The organism is Pelagibius litoralis, from assembly GCF_011683915.1.
GTDB lineage: Bacteria > Pseudomonadota > Alphaproteobacteria > Kiloniellales > Kiloniellaceae > Pelagibius > Pelagibius litoralis.
Window position 1 is genome coordinate 52462 of the sequence record NZ_JAAQPH010000013.1, and the last position, 18151, is coordinate 70612.

The 18151-nt window shown below is 62.9% G+C and carries 18 protein-coding genes; 7 read left to right on the plus strand and 11 right to left on the minus strand.

The features are described 5' to 3' along the window. Window positions 1-2 precede the first annotated feature (2 nt). A complete protein-coding gene (locus HBA54_RS16825) occupies window positions 3-1037 on the plus strand; it encodes a M23 family metallopeptidase (RefSeq protein ID WP_167226708.1) in 1035 nt (344 codons plus the stop codon). An 11-nt stretch (window positions 1038-1048) separates the two neighbouring features. On the opposite strand, the gene HBA54_RS16830 is transcribed toward HBA54_RS16825, so the two are convergent. The 7 genes from HBA54_RS16830 to HBA54_RS16860 form a co-directional block, all read right to left on the minus strand. Further along, entirely contained in the window at window positions 1049-2566 is a 1518-nt protein-coding gene (locus tag HBA54_RS16830) for a Ppx/GppA family phosphatase (protein ID WP_167226710.1), read from the minus strand. Between the two features lie 7 nt (window positions 2567-2573). Further along, window positions 2574-4751, minus strand: a complete 2178-nt coding sequence (locus tag HBA54_RS16835; protein ID WP_167226947.1) for an RNA degradosome polyphosphate kinase — start codon at window positions 4749-4751, stop codon at window positions 2574-2576. A gap of 327 nt (window positions 4752-5078) precedes the next feature. After that, window positions 5079-5750, minus strand: coding sequence for an RT0821/Lpp0805 family surface protein (locus HBA54_RS16840; RefSeq protein ID WP_167226712.1), 672 nt, complete (start codon window positions 5748-5750; stop codon window positions 5079-5081). Window positions 5751-5876: 126 nt separating this feature from the next. Continuing rightward, the gene (locus HBA54_RS16845) at window positions 5877-6656 is read right to left on the minus strand and encodes an SDR family oxidoreductase (protein WP_167226714.1); all 780 of its coding nucleotides are present in this window, start codon (window positions 6654-6656) and stop codon (window positions 5877-5879) included. After that, a complete protein-coding gene (locus HBA54_RS16850; RefSeq protein WP_167226716.1) occupies window positions 6656-7378 on the minus strand; it encodes an HdaA/DnaA family protein in 723 nt (240 codons plus the stop codon). Before HBA54_RS16850 ends, HBA54_RS16845 begins: the two co-directional genes overlap by 1 nt. Then, entirely contained in the window at window positions 7375-8493 is a 1119-nt protein-coding gene (locus tag HBA54_RS16855; protein WP_322096056.1) for an AI-2E family transporter, read from the minus strand. Before HBA54_RS16855 ends, HBA54_RS16850 begins: the two co-directional genes overlap by 4 nt. 65 nt (window positions 8494-8558) lie before the next feature. Next, a complete protein-coding gene (locus HBA54_RS16860; RefSeq protein ID WP_167226720.1) occupies window positions 8559-9758 on the minus strand; it encodes a DUF2066 domain-containing protein in 1200 nt (399 codons plus the stop codon). Between the two features lie 103 nt (window positions 9759-9861). Between HBA54_RS16860 and purM the strand changes: the two genes are divergently transcribed. The 3 genes from purM to HBA54_RS16875 all read left to right on the plus strand — a co-directional run bounded on the left by purM (window position 9862) and on the right by HBA54_RS16875 (window position 11962). Continuing rightward, entirely contained in the window at window positions 9862-10965 is a 1104-nt protein-coding gene (purM, locus tag HBA54_RS16865; protein ID WP_167226722.1) for a phosphoribosylformylglycinamidine cyclo-ligase, read from the plus strand. A 20-nt stretch (window positions 10966-10985) separates the two neighbouring features. Further along, the gene (gene purN, locus HBA54_RS16870) at window positions 10986-11633 is read left to right on the plus strand and encodes a phosphoribosylglycinamide formyltransferase (protein WP_167226724.1); all 648 of its coding nucleotides are present in this window, start codon (window positions 10986-10988) and stop codon (window positions 11631-11633) included. 206 nt (window positions 11634-11839) lie between these two features. Then, entirely contained in the window at window positions 11840-11962 is a 123-nt protein-coding gene (locus tag HBA54_RS16875) for an aa3-type cytochrome c oxidase subunit IV (RefSeq protein WP_167226726.1), read from the plus strand. Between the two features lie 103 nt (window positions 11963-12065). On the opposite strand, the gene ndk is transcribed toward HBA54_RS16875, so the two are convergent. After that, the gene (ndk, locus tag HBA54_RS16880; RefSeq protein WP_167226729.1) at window positions 12066-12488 is read right to left on the minus strand and encodes a nucleoside-diphosphate kinase; all 423 of its coding nucleotides are present in this window, start codon (window positions 12486-12488) and stop codon (window positions 12066-12068) included. 263 nt (window positions 12489-12751) lie between these two features. Between ndk and HBA54_RS16885 the strand changes: the two genes are divergently transcribed. After that, window positions 12752-14635 carry an ABC-F family ATP-binding cassette domain-containing protein gene (locus HBA54_RS16885; RefSeq protein WP_167226731.1) on the plus strand — a complete coding sequence of 628 codons (1884 nt, stop codon included), beginning with the start codon at window positions 12752-12754 and terminating at the stop codon, window positions 14633-14635. Here HBA54_RS16885 and HBA54_RS16890 read toward each other — a convergent pair. Next, window positions 14615-15199, minus strand: a complete 585-nt coding sequence (locus HBA54_RS16890) for a PAS domain-containing protein (protein ID WP_167226733.1) — start codon at window positions 15197-15199, stop codon at window positions 14615-14617. The genes HBA54_RS16885 and HBA54_RS16890 overlap by 21 nt on opposite strands. Before the next feature lie 218 nt (window positions 15200-15417). Here HBA54_RS16890 and HBA54_RS16895 point away from each other — a divergent pair, with 218 nt between their 5' ends. Beyond that, window positions 15418-16377 carry a DMT family transporter gene (locus tag HBA54_RS16895; protein WP_240932733.1) on the plus strand — a complete coding sequence of 320 codons (960 nt, stop codon included), beginning with the start codon at window positions 15418-15420 and terminating at the stop codon, window positions 16375-16377. A gap of 4 nt (window positions 16378-16381) precedes the next feature. Here the strand turns inward: HBA54_RS16895 and HBA54_RS16900 are convergent, their stop codons facing one another. Further along, a complete protein-coding gene (locus HBA54_RS16900; RefSeq protein WP_167226735.1) occupies window positions 16382-16672 on the minus strand; it encodes a DUF1127 domain-containing protein in 291 nt (96 codons plus the stop codon). Window positions 16673-16784: 112 nt separating this feature from the next. On the opposite strand from HBA54_RS16900, the gene gcvA reads away from it, so the two are divergent. Then, window positions 16785-17684 carry a transcriptional regulator GcvA gene (gene gcvA, locus HBA54_RS16905; RefSeq protein ID WP_167226737.1) on the plus strand — a complete coding sequence of 300 codons (900 nt, stop codon included), beginning with the start codon at window positions 16785-16787 and terminating at the stop codon, window positions 17682-17684. Here gcvA and HBA54_RS16910 read toward each other — a convergent pair. Then, window positions 17681-18130, minus strand: coding sequence for a DNA polymerase III subunit chi (locus HBA54_RS16910; RefSeq protein ID WP_167226739.1), 450 nt, complete (start codon window positions 18128-18130; stop codon window positions 17681-17683). The genes gcvA and HBA54_RS16910 overlap by 4 nt on opposite strands. Between the last annotated feature and the right edge of the window lie 21 nt (window positions 18131-18151).

Here is an 18151-nt window from a genome sequence, read left to right on the forward strand (position 1 = left end):
GGATGCGTCGTGCGATCCCGAACCTGCTGTTTGGTACTGTCTTAGGTGCCTGGGCCGCGTTCGCGACCGGCACTGCTCAGGCCCAACCGCTCAGCCCCCCGGGCGGCGGCTTCGATCTGCCGGTGGACTGCGTGATGGGTGCGGTCTGCAACATTCAGAACTACATCGACCACGATCCGGGCGAAGGTTGGAAGGATCACGCCTGCGGCCCCCTCAGCTACGACGGCCATCGTGGGGTCGACTTTCGCGTCCCGACCCAGATTGAGATGCGCGCCGGGGTCGCGGTCATCGCGGCCGCCGGCGGCAAGGTGCTCTTTGCCTACGACGGTCAGCCCGACATCCTGATGCAGGACAGCGGGCCGGGCAAAACCCGGGAAGAGCGCAACGGGAACTGGGTCGCGATCGGCCACGGTGACGGCTGGGTTACGACCTACGCCCATCTGCGCAAAGGAACCGTCGCGGTCAAAAAGGGCGACATCGTCAAGCGTGGCGACAAGCTTGGCCTGATCGGCCTCTCCGGCAACAGCGACTTTCCCCATGTGCACTTCGCGGTCACGCACAGGAATAAGCTGCTCGACCCCTTCATCGGCCTTGAGCCCGCAGCCAACTGCGGCGAGACCTCCCAGAATCTTTGGTCCGAGGCCGCCCAGGCACAGATTCCCTATCGGGCGGGCGGGCTTCTCTCCGCCGGCTTCCTGGATCGCCAGGCCGACCACCGGGAGGTCATGGAGGGCGTCGAAGCGCCTGGGGAGATTTCCGCCAAGGCCCCCGTTCTGGTCTTTTGGGTCGGCGCCTGGGGCATTCGCAAAGGTGACATGGAAAGCACTGTGATTCTCGGCCCTGACGGTCGCAAGTTCGTTGGCGCGGAGCGGATCGTTGAGCGAAACAGAGCGACCCTCTCACGTTTCGTCGGCAAGCGTCTGCGCAACGAGTCCTGGCCGAAGGGGACATATCGCGGCATCTACCGCGTCGAACGCAAAGTTGGCGACACCACCTATCCGGTGATCGATGTTGTCCGCGAAGTCGTGGTGCACTGAACCGCTTCGAATCAAACGACGATGCGGGCTTCCTTGAACCCACCGATGGCGGCCAGGGCGCGCAGGCGGCGCTGAACCGCTTCCCCATCCGGCACCGACCCGTCACCGGGCAGGATCAACTCCAGCACGGCGCCGTCGACATTTAGACGGCTGCCGTCCAGGATATCGCGCGTCGCCCCGGAAACCCGGAAGGCTAGCCTCAAGGCTGCCCCCAGCAGACTTGCCCGCTCGCGCCAACGCTCACTCAGCAAGGCTGTCGCCGACGACGATGCGCGTGAGTCCGGCGCCCCCCCGTAGCGGAGGAAAATCGTATAAGCCAGAAAGCTACGCCCAGGGTGATCGATACTCACAAAAGGATGGTGCAGAATCCGTCTCAGCGCATGGCTGGCGCGGAAATCCGGATGCTCGCGCCAGGCAAAATCCGAAAGATGACAGGTCGCGAGCCGCAACCGCCGTTCTTCATCGCTCTCGCCGGGAAACAGGGCGTCGCACCACCGCATCAGCCCCTCGCCCAGGCCGCCGAAACGGCCCTCGCGCTCGGCGATCTCCGAAGCCGAAGAGATCAACGGATCCTCAGCCTGGTGTTGCTTGGAGAGTTGATTGAAGAGGTATCCCTCTCGCAGTCCATAGGTAGAGAATGAGATCTCCGAAGAGCCCGCTATACGCAGCAGGCGTCCCAGGACCAGGGCCCCAAGAGGCAGGGTTTCCCGCCGCCGCCGCGAGATGAACTCGATGCCCGACAGAGAACTCTTGCCCTGTCGGCTGACAAGGCGGGCAAGCCTCAGTGCCTCCTCGGACGCGATGGTATGTCCGTGTATAGCGTGAAGCGGATGGCGCATCTGCTCGATGTGCAAGCGCGCCAGGTTACGCCAGGCCCCCCCGACCGGATAAAAGGCGCGGTCGTGTCCGGCCCCCAGCCAGGCCACTTTCGCCAGGGTCTTGTCGATCACCGAACGCGCCATCTGGCGATCGTCCCCACAGCTCTCCATCAGGCGCAGGGGCCCCAAGGCCAGGGTCGTCGCGCGTCCGATCTCACCGTGGTTGATCTCGACAAGCTCCAGGCTGCCGCCGCCCAGATCGCCCATGATGCCATCGGCTTCAGGATTGCCCGCGATAACCCCCAGCGCCGAGAGTTGCGCCTCTTCGGCACCGCTGAGCACCCTGATGGGGTGGCCGCAGGCCTCCTCAACGGTCGCAACAAAATCGGGGCCGTCGGCCGCGTCGCGGACCGCCGCCGTCGCGATGAGATCGACCTTTTCGATCCCCATCGCCCTGGCCAGAGCCGTAAAACGCACAAGATTCGGCACCGCCAGGGCCACGCCCTCCGGGTTCAGCTGGCCGCTGCTTTGCAGCCCGCGCCCCAGTCCGCAAAGCACCTTTTCATTGAAGACAGTGGCCGGCGCGCGCTTCAAGCCGTCAAAGACCACCAGCCGAATCGAGTTCGAGCCGATGTCGACGACGGCGATCCGCCCGTCCTTCACAGTTGCTTTGGAAAGAGCCGAGACTGTTGCCCGCGATGCTGCAACCATTAGGTCGTTAGGTCTTCCTGAGGACCAATCTCGGCGTCTTTCGCGACTTCTTGAGGGCCGAGCCGCGGCCGGAAAGGCTGGGGTTCGTCATGAAGTACGTATGGACGCTGAAGGATTTGGCGGTTGAACGCACGCGACGATAGGTCCCCTCAGGTTCCAGTATCCAGGACTGCGCCTCGTCGTTCAGATTGGCGATCATGATCTGGTCAAGAATCTGCTGATGAACCGTCGCATTCTCAATCGGCACCAAGGTCTCAATCCGCCTGTCGAGGTTGCGTGGCATCCAGTCGGCCGACGAAATAAATACCTTGGCGTCGCGCGACGGTAGCGATTTGCCGGCCCCGAAGCAAACGATTCGGCTGTGCTCCAGAAACCGGCCGACAATCGACTTCACGCGGATGTTCTCCGACAACCCCGGAACCCCGGGACGCAGGCAGCAGATTCCGCGCAGGATCAGCTCGACGGAAACCCCGGCCTGGGAAGCCCGGTAGAGCGCATCAATGATCTCGGGATCGACCAGGGAGTTCAGCTTGGTCCAAATCGACGCCGGGCGGCCGGCCTCCGCGTGCGCGATCTCATCCTTGATATGGCGCAAAAGCGTCGAGCGCAGGGTCAAGGGCGCGAAGGCGATCTTGTCCATGGTCTTCGGTTTGGCATAGCCCGTCATGTAATTGAACAAACGGGTGGCATCGCGGGCCAGCAGCGGATCGCAGGAGAAGAAAGAAATGTCCGTATAGATCCGCGCCGTGATCGGATGATAATTACCCGTGCCGTAATGCACGTAGGTGCGCAGCGCCTCTCCTTCACGCCGGGCCACCAGCGAAATCTTGGCGTGGGTTTTAAGCTCTATGAATCCGTAAATCACCTGGACACCGGCGCGCTCCAGATTGCGTGCCCAACGAATATTACGCTCCTCATCGAAGCGTGCCTTCAACTCGACGAGGGCGGTGACCGACTTTCCGGCTTCCGCCGCTTCCGTCAACGCCTTGACGATCGGTGAGTCTTCAGATGTCCGATAGAGTGTCTGCTTGATCGCCACCACCGCCGGGTCATTGGCGGCCTGACGTACGAACTGCACCACCACATCGAAACTCTCGTAGGGATGATGGACTGCGAAATCCTTCTCGCGGATGGCGGCAAAGCAGTCGCCGCCGAAGTCGCGAATGCGCTCGGGAAACCTGGGATTGTAAGGCTGGAACAACAGATCCTGCCGGTCATCGAGAATGATATCTTTGGTATCGACGAGACCCAGCATACCGTCCAGCGGGAACACGTTCTCGGTAACCACCTGCAGCTCGCGAATGACGAAATCCAACAAGTCCTTGGGCATTTCGGCATCGACGGACAAACGGATCACGGAACCGCGCCGGCGCCGTTTCAGGGCGCTTTCGAAGACCCGCACCAGGTCTTCCGCCTCTTCCTCCACTTCCAGATCGCTGTCACGTAAAACCCGGAAGTACCCGGAAGCCTGCACCTCGAAGCCCGGAAAGAGTTCATCGAAGTAAAGCTTCAGGACCTCTTCCAGGCGAATGAAGCGTGCTTCTTTTCCAGGCAGCCTGACGAACCGCCCGATCTTCGTCGGCAGCGGGATCAGACCGTTGATCTGGTTCTTGTCCTCGCCGCGCAGCAGCTCCACAACCAGGCAGAGCCCACGATTGGGGATGAAGGGAAAGGGATGCGCGGGGTCGATGGCGATCGGCGTCAGAACCGGATAAAGCTGCTCGGTAAAATAGGTGTCCAGCCAACGCCGCTCCGGTCGTTTCAACTCGTTCGCGCTGACGACCGCAATGCCCGCGGCCTTCAGTTCGCCGGTCAGGTCGATCCACTTCTCCTGCTGCCAGCGCATCAGCTTGGCAACCCGCTCGTTGATCGCCGAGAGCTGCTGGACGGCGGTAAGCCCCTCCGGAGAGCGTGCCTTCACACCGGCGCGGATCTGACCCAACAGGCCCGCCACGCGCACCATGAAGAACTCATCCAGATTGCTGGCCGAAATCGACAGGAACCTCAGCCGCTCAAAAACCGGATGATTGCCGTTGTAGGCCTCCTCAAGAACCCGCTCGTTAAAGGCAAGCCAGGAGATTTCGCGATTGATGAAGCGCTCGGGTGAGGAAAGGTCGATGGCAGCAAGTTTGGAGCCCTCCGGCAGGTCGGATTCCTGCTCCAGAGGTTCAACTTCCAGCGCCATGGGACTGTCTTCCACACTAAACTCCTCATCAAAGGCCTGAAATCAGGGCATACAGCTCCCCTATAGCATGCCATTTGTCACCGATTGATGACAGGCCTGCCGGCAGCCTGAACGCGACCGCAGCCCTCAGCAAGCCTTAATGCAACTTTAACATCATTGATTTGTATCAAGGTGCTACCTGGTGATGTTAGCTAAATAGATAGTGGCACATGGGTGATCCCTACCCAGCCCCATGCGCCGGGACCTTCCCGCAATGATCCTCGGATCGTGGGAAGGTCCCTTAACACGCGTAAAACTTACCTGAAAAACACTAATCCTTCGAGAACCTCAGGACGCGATTTCCCAGGCGCCGTCGGGCTGCCGGCAGGCGATTCCGTACCCGGCCTGGCGCTGATTGCCGACCACGACCTCCTGCTGGAACTCGCGGCAGTAACGCCCGCCACTGTCATTGCCTTCGCGCAGCGGAACGACCCGGCCTGAGGCCGACCCGTCATTCCAACGGATGGCCTCACCCAGAGGCGCGCTGGCAGCCCTCCGCTGTGCCGCGGCGTAGCTATGTTGCTGGCTCTCATTCAAGACATCGACAATCTGCAAAGCCAGAATGGCGAAGATTGCCCAGTCCCGATCGTCATGCCGCCTCTTGTAAGCATGTTTTCCATGGTGGCCGTAATGGCCATGGCGTCGATACCCATGGTCATGATGCCTCTTTGCGTGGCGGTACTTCTTTGGGCGGTGATGGTAGACGTGCTTTTCGACGTAAACCTTTTTCTTCGCCTTCCTATGCTTGTGCTTATCGCCGCGGCCATGATGATAGACGTGCTTTTCGACCTTCTTGAGCTGCCGATGGTGTTTCCTGTGATGCTTGTGGCTGTGCTCACGGTGATCGTGGTGCTCATACCACCGGCTGTGACGACGATCATCATCGTCGTCATCGGCGATGGCAGGCCCCGCTGCGAGCACGAAAACCGCAGAAGCCACGATAACAATTTTCTTCAGCATACCCGATCCTTCCAAAGCTGCCTCTAGGCCATGGTGTGATCGGTGCTACGCTCGTTCGGGGCCTGCCATCCCCGTTGCACAATTATGTCACGGAAACTTGAACGTGCTCTAAAAACGGTTGTCGGACTACAGCGTGCCGGGAAATGCGCCGCCGTCCATCAGGATGTTCTGCCCGGTTATGAAACCGGCATGAACCCCGCACAGAAAAGCGCAGGCTTCACCAAACTCTTCGGGATAGCCGAAACGGCCTGCCGGGTTGCCCTTCGCGCGTTCTGCTGCGACCTCGTCCAAAGGCCGTCCGGCCTTGTCCGCAACAGCCTTCATGTTTGAGCGCAGACGGTCCGTATCGAAGGGGCCGGGCAACAGCCCGTTGATGGTCACGTTCTGCCGCACGGTCTTGCGCGCAATACCGGCAACAAAGCCCGTCAGGCCGGCCCGTGCACCATTCGAAAGGCCGAGGATATCGATCGGTGCCTTCACCGCCCCTGAGGTGATGTTGACGATACGCCCGAAGCCTCTTTCCATCATCGGATCGACCGTCGCTTTGATCAACTCGATGGGGGTCAGCATGTTGGCATCCAGCGCTTTGATCCAGTCCTCGCGCTCCCAGTCGCGAAAATCGCCCGGCGGCGGACCGCCCGCATTGTTGACCAGGATATCCGGCGACGGACAGGCTTCGAGGGCGAGCGAACGCCCTTCTACAGAGGTGATGTCAGTCGCCACCGCTGTCACGGTGACGCCGGTTTCCCGACGGATCTGCTCGGCTGTCTCCTCCAACGGGCCCGGCGTCCGCGCGACGATGGTGACGTCGACGCCCTCGCGCGCCAAAGAAAAGGCGCAGGCCCGGCCAAGCCCCTTGCTCGCGGCGCAGACCAGTGCCTTACGCCCCTTGATTCCCAGATCCATCAGACTTCTTCCTTTCCATTCATTGCATTGCCGCCGCCGGGCCTCTGTGACAAGACCTCGCGAACCAGCGGTATCGTGATATCGCGTCTGGCTTCCAGCGCCCGGCCGTCGATCGACGCCACAACCTGCCGCGCCGCATCCAGCGATCGTTCGATCCGGGGTGTCAGGAACTGGATGACCTCGGGGCTGACGGTCAATTGCCGATCGGCGAAGAGTTTCACCAGAACCGCCTGGACCAGCGCTTCGTCCGGCTCGCCCAAGGCAACCGCCTGCATGCCGGCAAGGCGCGAGTGAAGATCCGCCAGCGGGCAGATCCATCTTGCCGGCGGAGTGCGATCCGAGAACAGCAGATAACCGCCCCGCTCCAGGACCATGTTGTAGAGATGCAGTAAGCGCCGCGTGACCTCCGGCTCGTCCGCCAAAACGCCGGCCACACCTTCTACGACACAAACGTTTTGCTCGCCCAGGATCGCCGGCGGTTCCTCTGCGCGCAGGATTGTGGCATTGACCGCCACCGCCCCGCTGCTGCGACGCCAGACCTGGCAGAGGTGGGTCTTCCCGCTGCCCGCCGGTCCATAGATCGCCAGCGCCTGGGCCGGCCAGTCGGGCCAGCGGTCGATCCAAGCGACCGCCAGCTCGTTGCTGGGCGCGACAAGAAAGTCTTCGCGCTCCAGGGCCGGGCGATGCCCCAGGTCGAGGGTCAGCTGTCGTGACGCTTTCACTCTGTCTTTTCCGGGCCCGTCTTGTCTTCACCGCCTGCGGTATCGCGAACGCCGGTGTAGTAATGGCTGACCCGATACTGGCCGATGCCGAAGCGCACGCCGACCCCGACAATCGCGGCCACCGGCACCGCCAGAAGCACGCCGACGAAACCGAAAAGCGAACCGCCCGCCAGCAGGGCGAACATGACCCAGACCGGATGAAGGCCGACCTTCTCGCCCACCAGCTTCGGGGTCAGGACATTGCCCTCGATCGCCTGCCCGACGAAGAAGACTGCGGCCACGATGGCCACGTCGGCAAAGCTGTCGAACTGCGCCAGCGCCAGACCGACGGAGAGGAACAATCCAACCAGCGAACCGACGTAGGGAATGAACGAAAGGAAGCCGGCGATCAGCCCGATGACCAGACCGAAATCCAATCCGGCAAGCGTCAGGCCGATGGCGTAGAACAGGGCAAGCAGAAGACAGACCATTCCCTGGCCGCGCAGAAAGCCGGCCAGGGTTTCGTCGACCTGTTTTGCCAGGCCGCGAATCGTCTCCAGGTGCTTGCGCGGCAATGCATCGTCCGCCTGCTCGACCAGCCGATCCCAGTCGCGCAAAAGATAAAAGGCAACCACCGGCGTGATCACCAGCAGGGCGACGAAATTGATAAAGGCGACACCGCCGGAGATCACGCCCCCCAAGAGCTTGGTGATCCAGGCGATGACCTTGTCGGCGGATCCACGCAGGGCCTCCTGCAGGCGCTCCAGCGTGGCGGGCTCCAAGCGGTCCTTCAGCATCTCGATCAGGCTGCCGATCTCACGCTGGATGGCGTTCAGATAAGCCGGCGCACGCTCGATCAGGGTAACGACCTGGCTGATCACGGCGGGAACCAGGATCAGCAGAATCACAGCGCAGATCAGAAGGAAGACCACGGTGACGATGGTCGTCGCCCAGGTGCGCGACAGTTTCCAGCGTTCCAACCGGTCGCAGACCGGGTCCAGCAAGTAGGCCACCGCCATCCCGGCGACGAAAGGCAGCAGGACGCTGCGCAGCAAATAGGTGCCGATCAGCACGACCACCAGCAGGACCAGCCAAAAGCGGAAGCTTCTGACGATCGGACCATTGGCCGGCGCCACTGGCTGCACCCGGCCCAGAACAGGCGTGGCGGGTTCTGTTCCCTTTGTTTCTTCCGGTGGTCCGCTCATTGCGGTGAAGGCGTCGACGGTGTTGGGGTGGCTGGTGCGGGGTTGGGTGGTACGGCGGGGCTTGGTGCGGGGGTCAGCGGTGCTACGCCGCCGCGCGGTGCGCCCTCGGTGACTCCCCCTGCGGCGCCCGGCAGAGTGAGTTCCCAGTTGCTGTCATCACGCAGGGACAAAAACAGGTCGCGCTGAGCCAAGGCCCGGGTTAAGCGCTGCTCATCCCCGACGAAGGTGATCTGCACCTCCGCTTCTCTGCGCGACAGCGTGGTCACGCCGATTTCCTGTATCGAGGCAATGCCGTCGATGCGCTTACGAACCTCCAGCCAGTCCGAAAGGCCGCGCAGGGGAACGAAAACGGCAATGGCGCGGCGATTGCCGAATTGCAGCACGTTCTGCTGTTTCCAGGTTTCCTGAACCGCCGCGTCGACCAGTCGGGCCGCCCGTGCAAAAAGTGCCCGCTCCGTCTCGTCAGCCTGCTGGGCAATACTTTCTCGCGTGGTGGCGACGCGCCGGCCCTGTTCATAGCGGCTGCTGACGATGGCCAGCTTGGCGCCGCCCGTCAGCGGATCGCCGCTCAGCGTTGCCTGTGTGACCATGACCGCGCCGGCTCCATAAGCGTTGCCGATCGCCGAGAGGCCGGCTGTATCGCCCGCCAGCGCACCGGGCGCGTCGATTGCCGCCACATCCGTCAAATCGCCCAAGGGAACCTGCAGGGGGACCAGTCCACCGTTCACCGGGCGTTGGGACCAGGCGGCGCGCCAGGGGTTCGGCTCCAGCCAGAGACGCGGGACCTGCCCGTCCGCTTCAAAGACCGGCAGCACAAGAAGCGGTTTGCTTCGGGCCTCGGCGAAGCCCACCGCGCTGCTGCGCAGCAAAGCGCGGACCTCCTCCGGGTTGAAGCGAAAGGTCAACTCGGCCAGATAGCGCACCGCAGAGGTGCGTTCATTCTCCACCGAAAAATCGAGGACATAGAATTCCAGCAGGCCCGGCCCCAGAACCGGCACCTTGCCCTTCTGGGCAGCAGGGACCAGACGATCAACCAGCCGTTCAAAGGCCAGCCGATGGCCGGCCGTGATCGCCGCCTGGCGCGCCGCCGCAGCGGTCTCCGCCGTCTTGTCGACCGGCACCGCCCGAACCGTGAAGATGTCGCCCTGAGCCTTGGCCGGGCCGATCATGCCGGCGAAAACCAACATACCCGTCATGACCAAAGTGCCGCATATCCGGCGAAACCGCATTGCAAACCGTCCCGGATTCTCTATGTTCGCCCGTCGAAGCGGGCCCTCTCGCTGCCCACCTAAATACTCCATGTGCTGGGAGGAAGCCATAACAAGCCGGGACCCTCACCACAACAAGCTGAGCTATAAGGATGCCGGCGTCGATATTGACGCTGGCAACGCCCTGGTCGAGGCCATCAAGCCCCTGGCCCGTTCGACCGCGCGCAGCGGCTCGGATGCCGGGCTGGGCGGCTTCGGCGGCCTTTTCGACCTGAAGGCCGCCGGTTTCAAGGACCCGCTGCTGGTCGCCGCCAACGACGGTGTGGGAACCAAGCTGAAGATCGCGATTGCCGCCGGGCGGCACGAGACCGTCGGCATCGATCTTGTGGCCATGTGTGTGAACGACCTTGTCGTTCAGGGCGCAGAGCCCCTGTTCTTCCTCGACTACTACGCGACAGGCCGCCTGGAGGTCGAGGCCGGACGGGCAATCCTGTCCGGGATCGCCGAGGGTTGCCGACAGGCGGGCTGTGCGCTGATCGGCGGCGAGACCGCAGAGATGCCCGGGCTCTACAGCGATGGCGACTACGATCTGGCCGGCTTTGCCGTCGGCGCGGTGGAACGCGACGCAGTCCTGACCGGCCGGGATGTGGCAGCGGGCGACCTGGTCCTCGGGCTCGCCTCTTCCGGCCTGCACTCCAACGGCTTTTCACTGGTCCGCAAGGTCGTCGAGACTCTGGGCCTCGCCTATGACCGGCCCGCCCCTTTTGCCGGCGAGCTTACCCTGGGAGAGGCTTTGCTGACCCCGACGCGGATCTACGTGAAGCCCTGCCTTCAGGCCGTGTCGGCCGGGGGCGTGAAGGCCCTCGCCCACATCACCGGCGGCGGTTTCCTGGAAAACCTGCCGCGGGTAATCCCCTCGACGCTGCGCGTTTCATTGTCGGGCATCAACTGGCCGGTGCCGCCGGTATTTCGCTGGCTGGCGGCCAGTGGCGGAATTGCACCGCAGGAAATGGTGCGCACCTTCAATTGCGGTGTCGGCATGGTTTTGATCGTGGCCCCCGAAAGCCGCGATCAGGTGGCCAGCAGCCTGGAAAAAGACGGCGAAACGGTGTTCGACATCGGCCGGGTCGAAGCCTCTGGCGGACAGCAACCGGCCGTGGTGATCGATAATCTGGAACAAACCTGGCCGTCATGACCGGCCGGTGGGATTGATCGATGAAGGTGGCGGTCCTCATTTCCGGGCGCGGCAGCAATCTGCGCTCCCTTTTAGAGGTTGCGGCTCAGCCCGGCTATCCGGCTGAGATCGTTACGGTGATCGCCAACCGTCCCGGCGCCGGCGGGTTGGATCACGCGGCGGCTTTCGGCGTCTCTCACCAGACAATCGATCACAAAGACTTCCCGGACCGGACAGCCTTTGAAACCGCCCTCACCGCGGCGTTGAAGGCGGCCGGCGCCGAAATGATCTGCCTGGCCGGCTTCATGCGGGTGCTGTCCAGCGGCTTTGTGCGCCAGTGGCAGGACAGGATCATCAACATCCACCCTTCCCTGCTGCCGCTGTTTCCGGGCCTCGATACCCATGCCCGCGCCCTGGCCGCCGGGGTAAAACTCCATGGCTGCAGCGTTCATTTCGTCAATGAAGCGGTCGATGGCGGCGCCATCATCGGCCAGGCCGCCGTTCCGGTCCTGGGCGGCGATGATCCCGATAAACTGGCGGCCCGGGTGCTGAAGGCCGAGCACCGTCTCTACCCCTATTGCCTGCGGCTGCTGGCCGAGGGCCGGATCCGACTGATCGCAGGGCGCGTGGCAATCGAGGCAGATCCCGATCCCGGACACAGCCTTCTCAACCCGGCGCCCCCAGCCTAGGCGCGCTCCAGTAGCGGCCCACAACCCGGCCAGCCCGCTTTTCCGGGCTTCCGGCACTGCTGTCGGGGCGCGGTTGGACTTGCCCCCCTGATCGTCTCAGGCTAAAAACGATAGGGACAGGTCAGTTGGGGGATCGGCTTTTCGGCCCTTTTGGGGAAAGCCACGCTCGAGAAGCCCGGCCAGGAAACACAGAACAGGGTTACTTCATGTCGGAAGATCAATCGCACCGTGAGCATCAGACGAACTGGAAGGGCTTCGTGCGCTTCATCACCTGGTCCACGGTCTTCGTGGTCGTCGTCCTCGCTGGAATGGCGCTCTTTTTGCTCTAGGCAGGGCTGAAAACATCCGTCGGCAGAGGTCGGCGAAAAAAAAGGGCGGACCCTTTCCGGGGTCCGCCCTTTTTCGTTTGGCTTCCGGCCCGTCCGCAAACGGTCAGCCGACCAGTTCCTGCTCGGTGAAGAAGAACTTGATCTCCTCGGCCGCCGTCTCCGGCGCATCCGAGCCATGAACCGAGTTGGCTTCGATTGATTCGGCAAAGTCGGCCCGGATCGTGCCCGGCGCCGCATCGGCGGGGTTTGTCGCGCCCATCACCTCACGGTTCTTGGCGACGGCGTTCTCGCCTTCCAAGACCTGAACCACAACCGGACCGGAAGTCATGAAATCGCAGAGATCGGCGAAAAACGGCCGCTCGCGATGAACGCCGTAAAAGCCTTCCGCCTGCTCGCGGGTCATCTGGATGCGCTTGCTGGCGATCACCCGGAGGCCGGCCCCTTCCAGACGGTCTATGACCTTGCCCGTAATGTTGCGCTTGGTCGCATCCGGCTTGATGATCGAAAAAGTACGTTCGGTGGCCATGGACTCTGGCTCTCCTTCAATTGAAGCTTAGTGGGCGATTGACGGGCTCGCTGCCGAGATCCGGTCGCTTTGTTTCCGCGCGGGCTTATAAACGCTTTGTCAGGCCGGGGCAACGGCCCAGCAGCGGCGGCCTCCGTCCCTGAATGGCACCGCCAGCCGCGACCCAGGGGCCTTTCGGCGCCCCGCGCCCCGTGCTATCACCCCGCGCTGACACAGTCGAGGATTGGAGCCGGCCCGGATCACGGCACGGCAGGCGTTTTTTCATGTTGCATATCAACGAACTAGGCTATCGCGTTCAGGGCGATCCGCTGTTTGAGAAAGCCACCGTTGCGGTAAACAAAGGCGAGCGTGTTGGGCTTGTCGGGCGCAACGGCAGCGGTAAAACCACCTTGTTGAAGCTGATTTCGAAAGAACTGCAGCCCGACGAAGGGTCGATCACCGTTCCCCGCAAGTTGCGGGTTGGAAAGGTGGCTCAGGAAGCGCCCTCCGGGCAGACCAGCCTGATCGATACCGTGCTTGCGGCCGATACCGAACGCACCGCTCTCATGGCTGAATCCGAGGAAGCGACAGATCCAACGCGGATCGCCGAGCTGCACGAGCGCCTGGCCGCCATTCAGGCGGACAGCGCCCCGGCGAGGGCGGCCAGGATCCTTGCCGGCCTTGGCTTCAACGAAGCCGCCCAGCAGCGGCCCTGTGCGGAGTTCTCCGGCGGCTGGCGCATGCGCGTCGCTCTGGCCAGCTTGCTCTTCGCCGCCCCGGACCTGTTGTTGCTGGACGAACCGACCAACCACCTGGACCTCGAAGCCGCGCTTTGGCTCGAGACCTTCCTGAAGAGCTATCCCGGCACCCTGCTGCTGGTCTCCCATGATCGCGGACTCCTGAACCGGGCGGTCAACCGTATCATCCATCTCGAACACCACCGCCTGACGGCCTACAGCGGCAACTACGACCGCTTTGAGCGGCTGCGCCGGGAGCACTTGGAACACCAGGCCGCCCTCCACGCCAAGCAGCAGGCCGAGCGACGCCACATCCAGTCTTTCGTCGACCGCTTCCGCTACAAGGCCAGCAAGGCGCGCCAGGCGCAATCGCGGCTGAAGGCCCTGGCCAGAATGGAACCCATCGCCTCGGTCATGGAAGACCGCACCGTCGCCTTCGGCTTTCCCGCGCCGAGCCATCTCTCGCCGCCGATCCTGACCCTTGAGGACGCCGCCGTCGGTTACGAAGTCGGCAAACCCATACTCTCAAGCCTCGACCTGCGCCTCGACATGGACGATCGGGTGGCCCTTCTGGGCGCCAACGGCAACGGCAAGTCCACGCTTTCGAAACTGCTGGCCGGCCGCTTGAAGCCCATGCAGGGGCGGATGGCCCGCTCCGGCAAGCTGAAGATCGGCTACTTCGCCCAGGATCAGGCCGACGAGCTGGACCTGGAGGCAACACCGCTCAAACACATGGAACGCCTCATGCCGTTGGAAACGGCGACGAAGCTGCGCGCCCAACTCGGGCGCTTCGGCTTTGGCGTCGACCGGGCCGAGGTCGCCGTCGGCAAGCTGTCAGGCGGCGAGAAGGCCCGCCTGCTCTTTGCCCTAATGAGCCGCGATGCCCCCCATGTGCTGATCCTCGATGAACCGACCAACCATCTGGATGTCGACTCCCGCCAGGCATTGATTCAGGCCCTGGGCGCCTTTGAGGGCGCCGTGATCCTGGTCAGCCATGACCCCCATCTGATCGAGCTGACCGCGGACCGGCTTTGGCTGGTCGCCGACGGGGCCGTCAAGCCTTTCGACGGGGACATGGACGACTATCGCAAACTGCTGATGGAACAGCGCCGTCAGGAACGCTCGCGCCAGCGCGGCGAGAAACCGAAGCGCGACGACGTCGTCTCCAAAAAGGACCGCCGCCGCGCCGCGGCCGAGGCCCGGGCCGCCGTGGCCGATCTGCGCAGGGCCTGCAAGCAGGCCGAAGCGGATGTCGAGCGGCTTGGCAAAGAGAGAGACAAACTGGAAGCAAAGCTGGCGGATCCGAAGGTCTATGAGGGACCGACCGCAGACCTGCAGAAACTGCAGATCACTCTCGGCCAGATCAAGCAGCGGCTGTCCGACGCCGAAAACCGTTGGCTGGAATTGCAGTCATCCCTGGAGGAGGCCTAGGCGGGTTCCCGCCGGGTCGTCCTCCGATCCGATGTAGCCGTTCAATATCAAAAAGATATCGATCGTTTTGCCGTCAGCGGCCAGAGGATAGTAGACGCGCTCTGATTCGATGAACTGGCGGTTTGGGTGGGGCATCGGAAAGCGGTCATAGAGCGGCCGGGCGGTCAGCAGAACCTTTTCCATGTTGGCCGTGACACGGCTGGCCAAACTCGGCACCACGGCATTGTCTATCGTCATTCCCGTCACGTCGCGCCCGGCCATCGCAATCTGAGTGGTGCCGACGAGACGGAAGCGAAAGCTCAGGCCGCCCTGATGCCGCTCGACATCGACCAGGTTGATCAGCGCGAGCAGATGAGGAAAGTCGACCGGGTCGATATGCTGGCGGCCCGGCAAGGCGTCGGCGGGCCTTACCTTCTCCAGATAGTCGTACATCTCCAGAAAGCGGCTATGGAGGGGCGGAGGCAGCGCCCCGGACAGCTCTGCGAGATAGTCGTCGGCGTACAGAATTTCGCCCGGGTCTCGCCCCTGTTCCCGCCCCATGGTCATGGGGTTAGAGGTTAGCACCTCTAAAACCCTGAAATCACTCCACAAAGAGCTTTGCCTCTCATTCTCCCCATGGTTGCCGAACAGATGCAAGCAATCGGGAGAGGGGCAGAGGTTAAAACTCCCTTGATTTGGACCGCGCCGATTTTGCGGCGCTGCCTTGCAGGATCAACGCTCCTCGGCCGGGCCGGCCCCGACTAATGTCCGGCCATTCCTTAATCCCTATACGAAGAACACCGATGGTTATCGCAACGCCCGACGTCTCCAGCCTGCCGGCCGCAAGCAGCCTGGCGTCCGAGAACAGTTCCAACACGACCAAACGCGCGATCGTGTTCATGGTCGCCAGCCTGGCATTCTTTGCCCTGATGGATGCCCTGGTAAAGGACCTGGGCACGCGCTACTCGACGATGCAGCTGGTGTTTTTTCGCAGCCTCTTCGCCTTTGTTCCGCTAGGTTACCTGATCTATCGGACCGGCTGGGCCGATGCCATCAAGATCAATAACTACACAGGCCACGCCCTGCGCATCCTGGTCGGCGTGGCGGCGATGTTCTGCTTTTTCTATGCCTTTGCCCATATGCCGCTGGCGGATGTCGTGGCGATCAGCTTTGCGGCACCGGTTTTCGTCGTCGCCCTCTCAGTGCCCCTGCTGGGCGAGAAGGTCGGGCCCAAGCGATGGACCGCCGTACTGATCGGCTTCGCCGGCGTCCTGATCATGGTCAATCCCGGCGCCGGGATTCTGGACCCGGTTGCGGTGATCGCCTTGATCGGCACGGTCTTCTTCGCCCTGGCCATGATCGCGCTGCGCAAGCTGGGCCGTACCGAAAGCGGTGCCTCGGTGGTATTCACCTTCACCCTCGCCTGCACCGCCCTCTCCGGCCTTGCCCTGCCCTTCGTCTGGATCACGCCCGACCTGCAGGACCTGGCTCTTCTGATCGCCATCGGCCTGCTTGGCGGGATCGGTCAGATCTTCATGACCTTTGCGTTCAAGCACGGGGATGTCGCTGTGGTCGCGCCCTTTGAATACACGGCAATTCTCTGGGCGACCCTGCTGGGCTTCGTCTTCTGGGGCGAGATTCCAGGCCTCAACATCTGGGTCGGTGTCGCCGTGGTGATGCTGTCGGGCCTCTTCATCCTCTTCCGCGAGGCGAACCTCAAGCTACCCCGTGGACACGCCCGCCGCCTGCAGACGAAACGCTAGAGCCTTAGCCGGCAACATCCGGGCAGATTTGTCCACGACGCCAGAACGGCAGGCTGACTTCCTGCCGGACCCTGTGGACGTCCAGACCCATATCGCGGATCAGATGAGGCCCCGCGTCCAGCAGGCGCGCCAGGTCACGGCGATAGGCATGGCGCCGCGCCCAAACCCGAAGAACCGCCAAGCCGCGGCCCGGTCTTGCGGGCGCCGGATCGACGATACCCACAGCGCTGCGGCGCTCCGACAGGTCCGGGAATGAAATTACCGAAGCGCGGCCAATTGGATGGCTAGTGCTCATCTCGGATTCTCATTTTCTGGTCATAGTGCCTTGTTCTTCATATAGATACGCTTGACATACAGCCCTCTCAATGGATGATTTCTCATCATTGACATGAGGAAAATTCATTCGAATGAAACGTCGTCTGCCCCCCTTGAGCGCGCTGCGCGCCTTTGAAGCCGCCGCCCGGCTCAGCAGTTTTACCAAAGCCGCGGACGAACTCTCGGTGACCCAGGGCGCAATCAGCCGACAGGTCCGCAGCCTGGAGGATCATTTCGACACCGAGTTGTTCCGGCGGGGCCACCGCTCGGTCGAACTGACCCCGGCCGGGAATCGATTGCTGCCGGCGCTGAGCGATGCCTTCGACCGCATCATGCTGGCGGCCGAGCGGGTGCGCGAGCGGCCGGGCGAGATCAAGATAAAGTCGAAACCGACCATCGCGGTGCGCTGGCTTATCCCGCAGATCCTGCGCTTTCAGAATGCCCGGCCGGACATTCAGGTGCGCCTGACCACAGCCTGGTGGCCGGTCGATTTCTCGAAAGAGGATTTCGATGCCGGCATCGTCTTCGCCCAGACCCGAGACGAGCGGCCCAACGCGGACCTGCTGCTGGTCGAACGCATGACGCCGGTCTGCGCGCCGGCCCTGCTGGAGGGCTCCCCCCCGTTGGCCCGGCCAGAGGACCTTGTCTATCACCGTCTGCTGCACTCGATGCCCAGCCACCTGGACTGGAAAGTCTGGCTTGCCAGCAACGACGTCGCCGGCGTCGACCCGGACGGCGGCGAAGACTTCGACTTTCTGGACGGCACCCTTCAGGCTGCGATTCAGGGTTACGGCGTCGCCATGGGCGACGTGCTGCTGGTTGACGACGATCTGCGGGCTGGTCGTCTGGTGACACCTTTCGACACGCCACCGACCGAGGTCGGGGCGTATTTCCTGGTCTATCCTGAGACTCAAAACGCGGATCCGGCCTTTCAGGCCTTTCGCAGCTGGCTCATCGACGCCGCCGAGGCGAGCCAAAAGGCGTTGACCTAGGCTTTCTGGCTCCAGCGGCCGGTGTCATCCTGCTGCCAGTAGGTGACCGCATGGCCGGCGTCCTTAAGTGTGGTCCATTGCCCGCGCGCCGCCGCCAGCGCTTCATCATCCGAACCATCGAAAAGGACGGCGCAGAGGCCATAGTCCGCGACCCCCTCGGTACTGCTGCCGTCGGTCAGAAACAGGACCTCGGCACCGTTGGGCGCGCCCTCGCCGGTCGTCAGCCATATCGGCTGGCGCTCGGCCCGACCGTCCTTCAGCGTGCCATGCGGCAGGAAGGAGCGGTCATTGTAGGTCCAGAGGCTGGCAGCAAGTGCTTCGACGCGCTCTTCGGAGCCCGCCCGGATCACGGCGCGCTGACCGCGCTCCAGCGTTTTTTCCAGCATCTGCGGCAAGGCCTGGCCGAGAGACGTCCGGGTCAGGTGATAAAACCGAACCTCAGACATGACCGGAGACCGTGGCGTGAA

Coding starts and splice junctions, on each gene's coding strand:
- HBA54_RS16840 (WP_167226712.1), bottom strand. CDS start 5,750: ATGCTGAAGAAAATTGTTATCGTGGCTTCTGCGGTTTTCGTGCTCGCA.
- HBA54_RS16895 (WP_240932733.1), top strand. CDS start 15,418: ATGGTTATCGCAACGCCCGACGTCTCCAGCCTGCCGGCCGCAAGCAGC.
- HBA54_RS16860 (WP_167226720.1), bottom strand. CDS start 9,758: ATGACGGGTATGTTGGTTTTCGCCGGCATGATCGGCCCGGCCAAGGCT.
- HBA54_RS16885 (WP_167226731.1), top strand. CDS start 12,752: ATGTTGCATATCAACGAACTAGGCTATCGCGTTCAGGGCGATCCGCTG.
- ndk (WP_167226729.1), bottom strand. CDS start 12,488: ATGGCCACCGAACGTACTTTTTCGATCATCAAGCCGGATGCGACCAAG.
- HBA54_RS16830 (WP_167226710.1), bottom strand. CDS start 2,566: ATGGTTGCAGCATCGCGGGCAACAGTCTCGGCTCTTTCCAAAGCAACT.
- HBA54_RS16875 (WP_167226726.1), top strand. CDS start 11,840: ATGTCGGAAGATCAATCGCACCGTGAGCATCAGACGAACTGGAAGGGC.
- purN (WP_167226724.1), top strand. CDS start 10,986: ATGAAGGTGGCGGTCCTCATTTCCGGGCGCGGCAGCAATCTGCGCTCC.
- HBA54_RS16900 (WP_167226735.1), bottom strand. CDS start 16,672: ATGAGCACTAGCCATCCAATTGGCCGCGCTTCGGTAATTTCATTCCCG.
- gcvA (WP_167226737.1), top strand. CDS start 16,785: ATGAAACGTCGTCTGCCCCCCTTGAGCGCGCTGCGCGCCTTTGAAGCC.
- purM (WP_167226722.1), top strand. CDS start 9,862: ATGTGCTGGGAGGAAGCCATAACAAGCCGGGACCCTCACCACAACAAG.
- HBA54_RS16910 (WP_167226739.1), bottom strand. CDS start 18,130: ATGTCTGAGGTTCGGTTTTATCACCTGACCCGGACGTCTCTCGGCCAG.
- HBA54_RS16845 (WP_167226714.1), bottom strand. CDS start 6,656: ATGGATCTGGGAATCAAGGGGCGTAAGGCACTGGTCTGCGCCGCGAGC.
- HBA54_RS16825 (WP_167226708.1), top strand. CDS start 3: ATGCGTCGTGCGATCCCGAACCTGCTGTTTGGTACTGTCTTAGGTGCC.
- HBA54_RS16835 (WP_167226947.1), bottom strand. CDS start 4,751: ATGGCGCTGGAAGTTGAACCTCTGGAGCAGGAATCCGACCTGCCGGAG.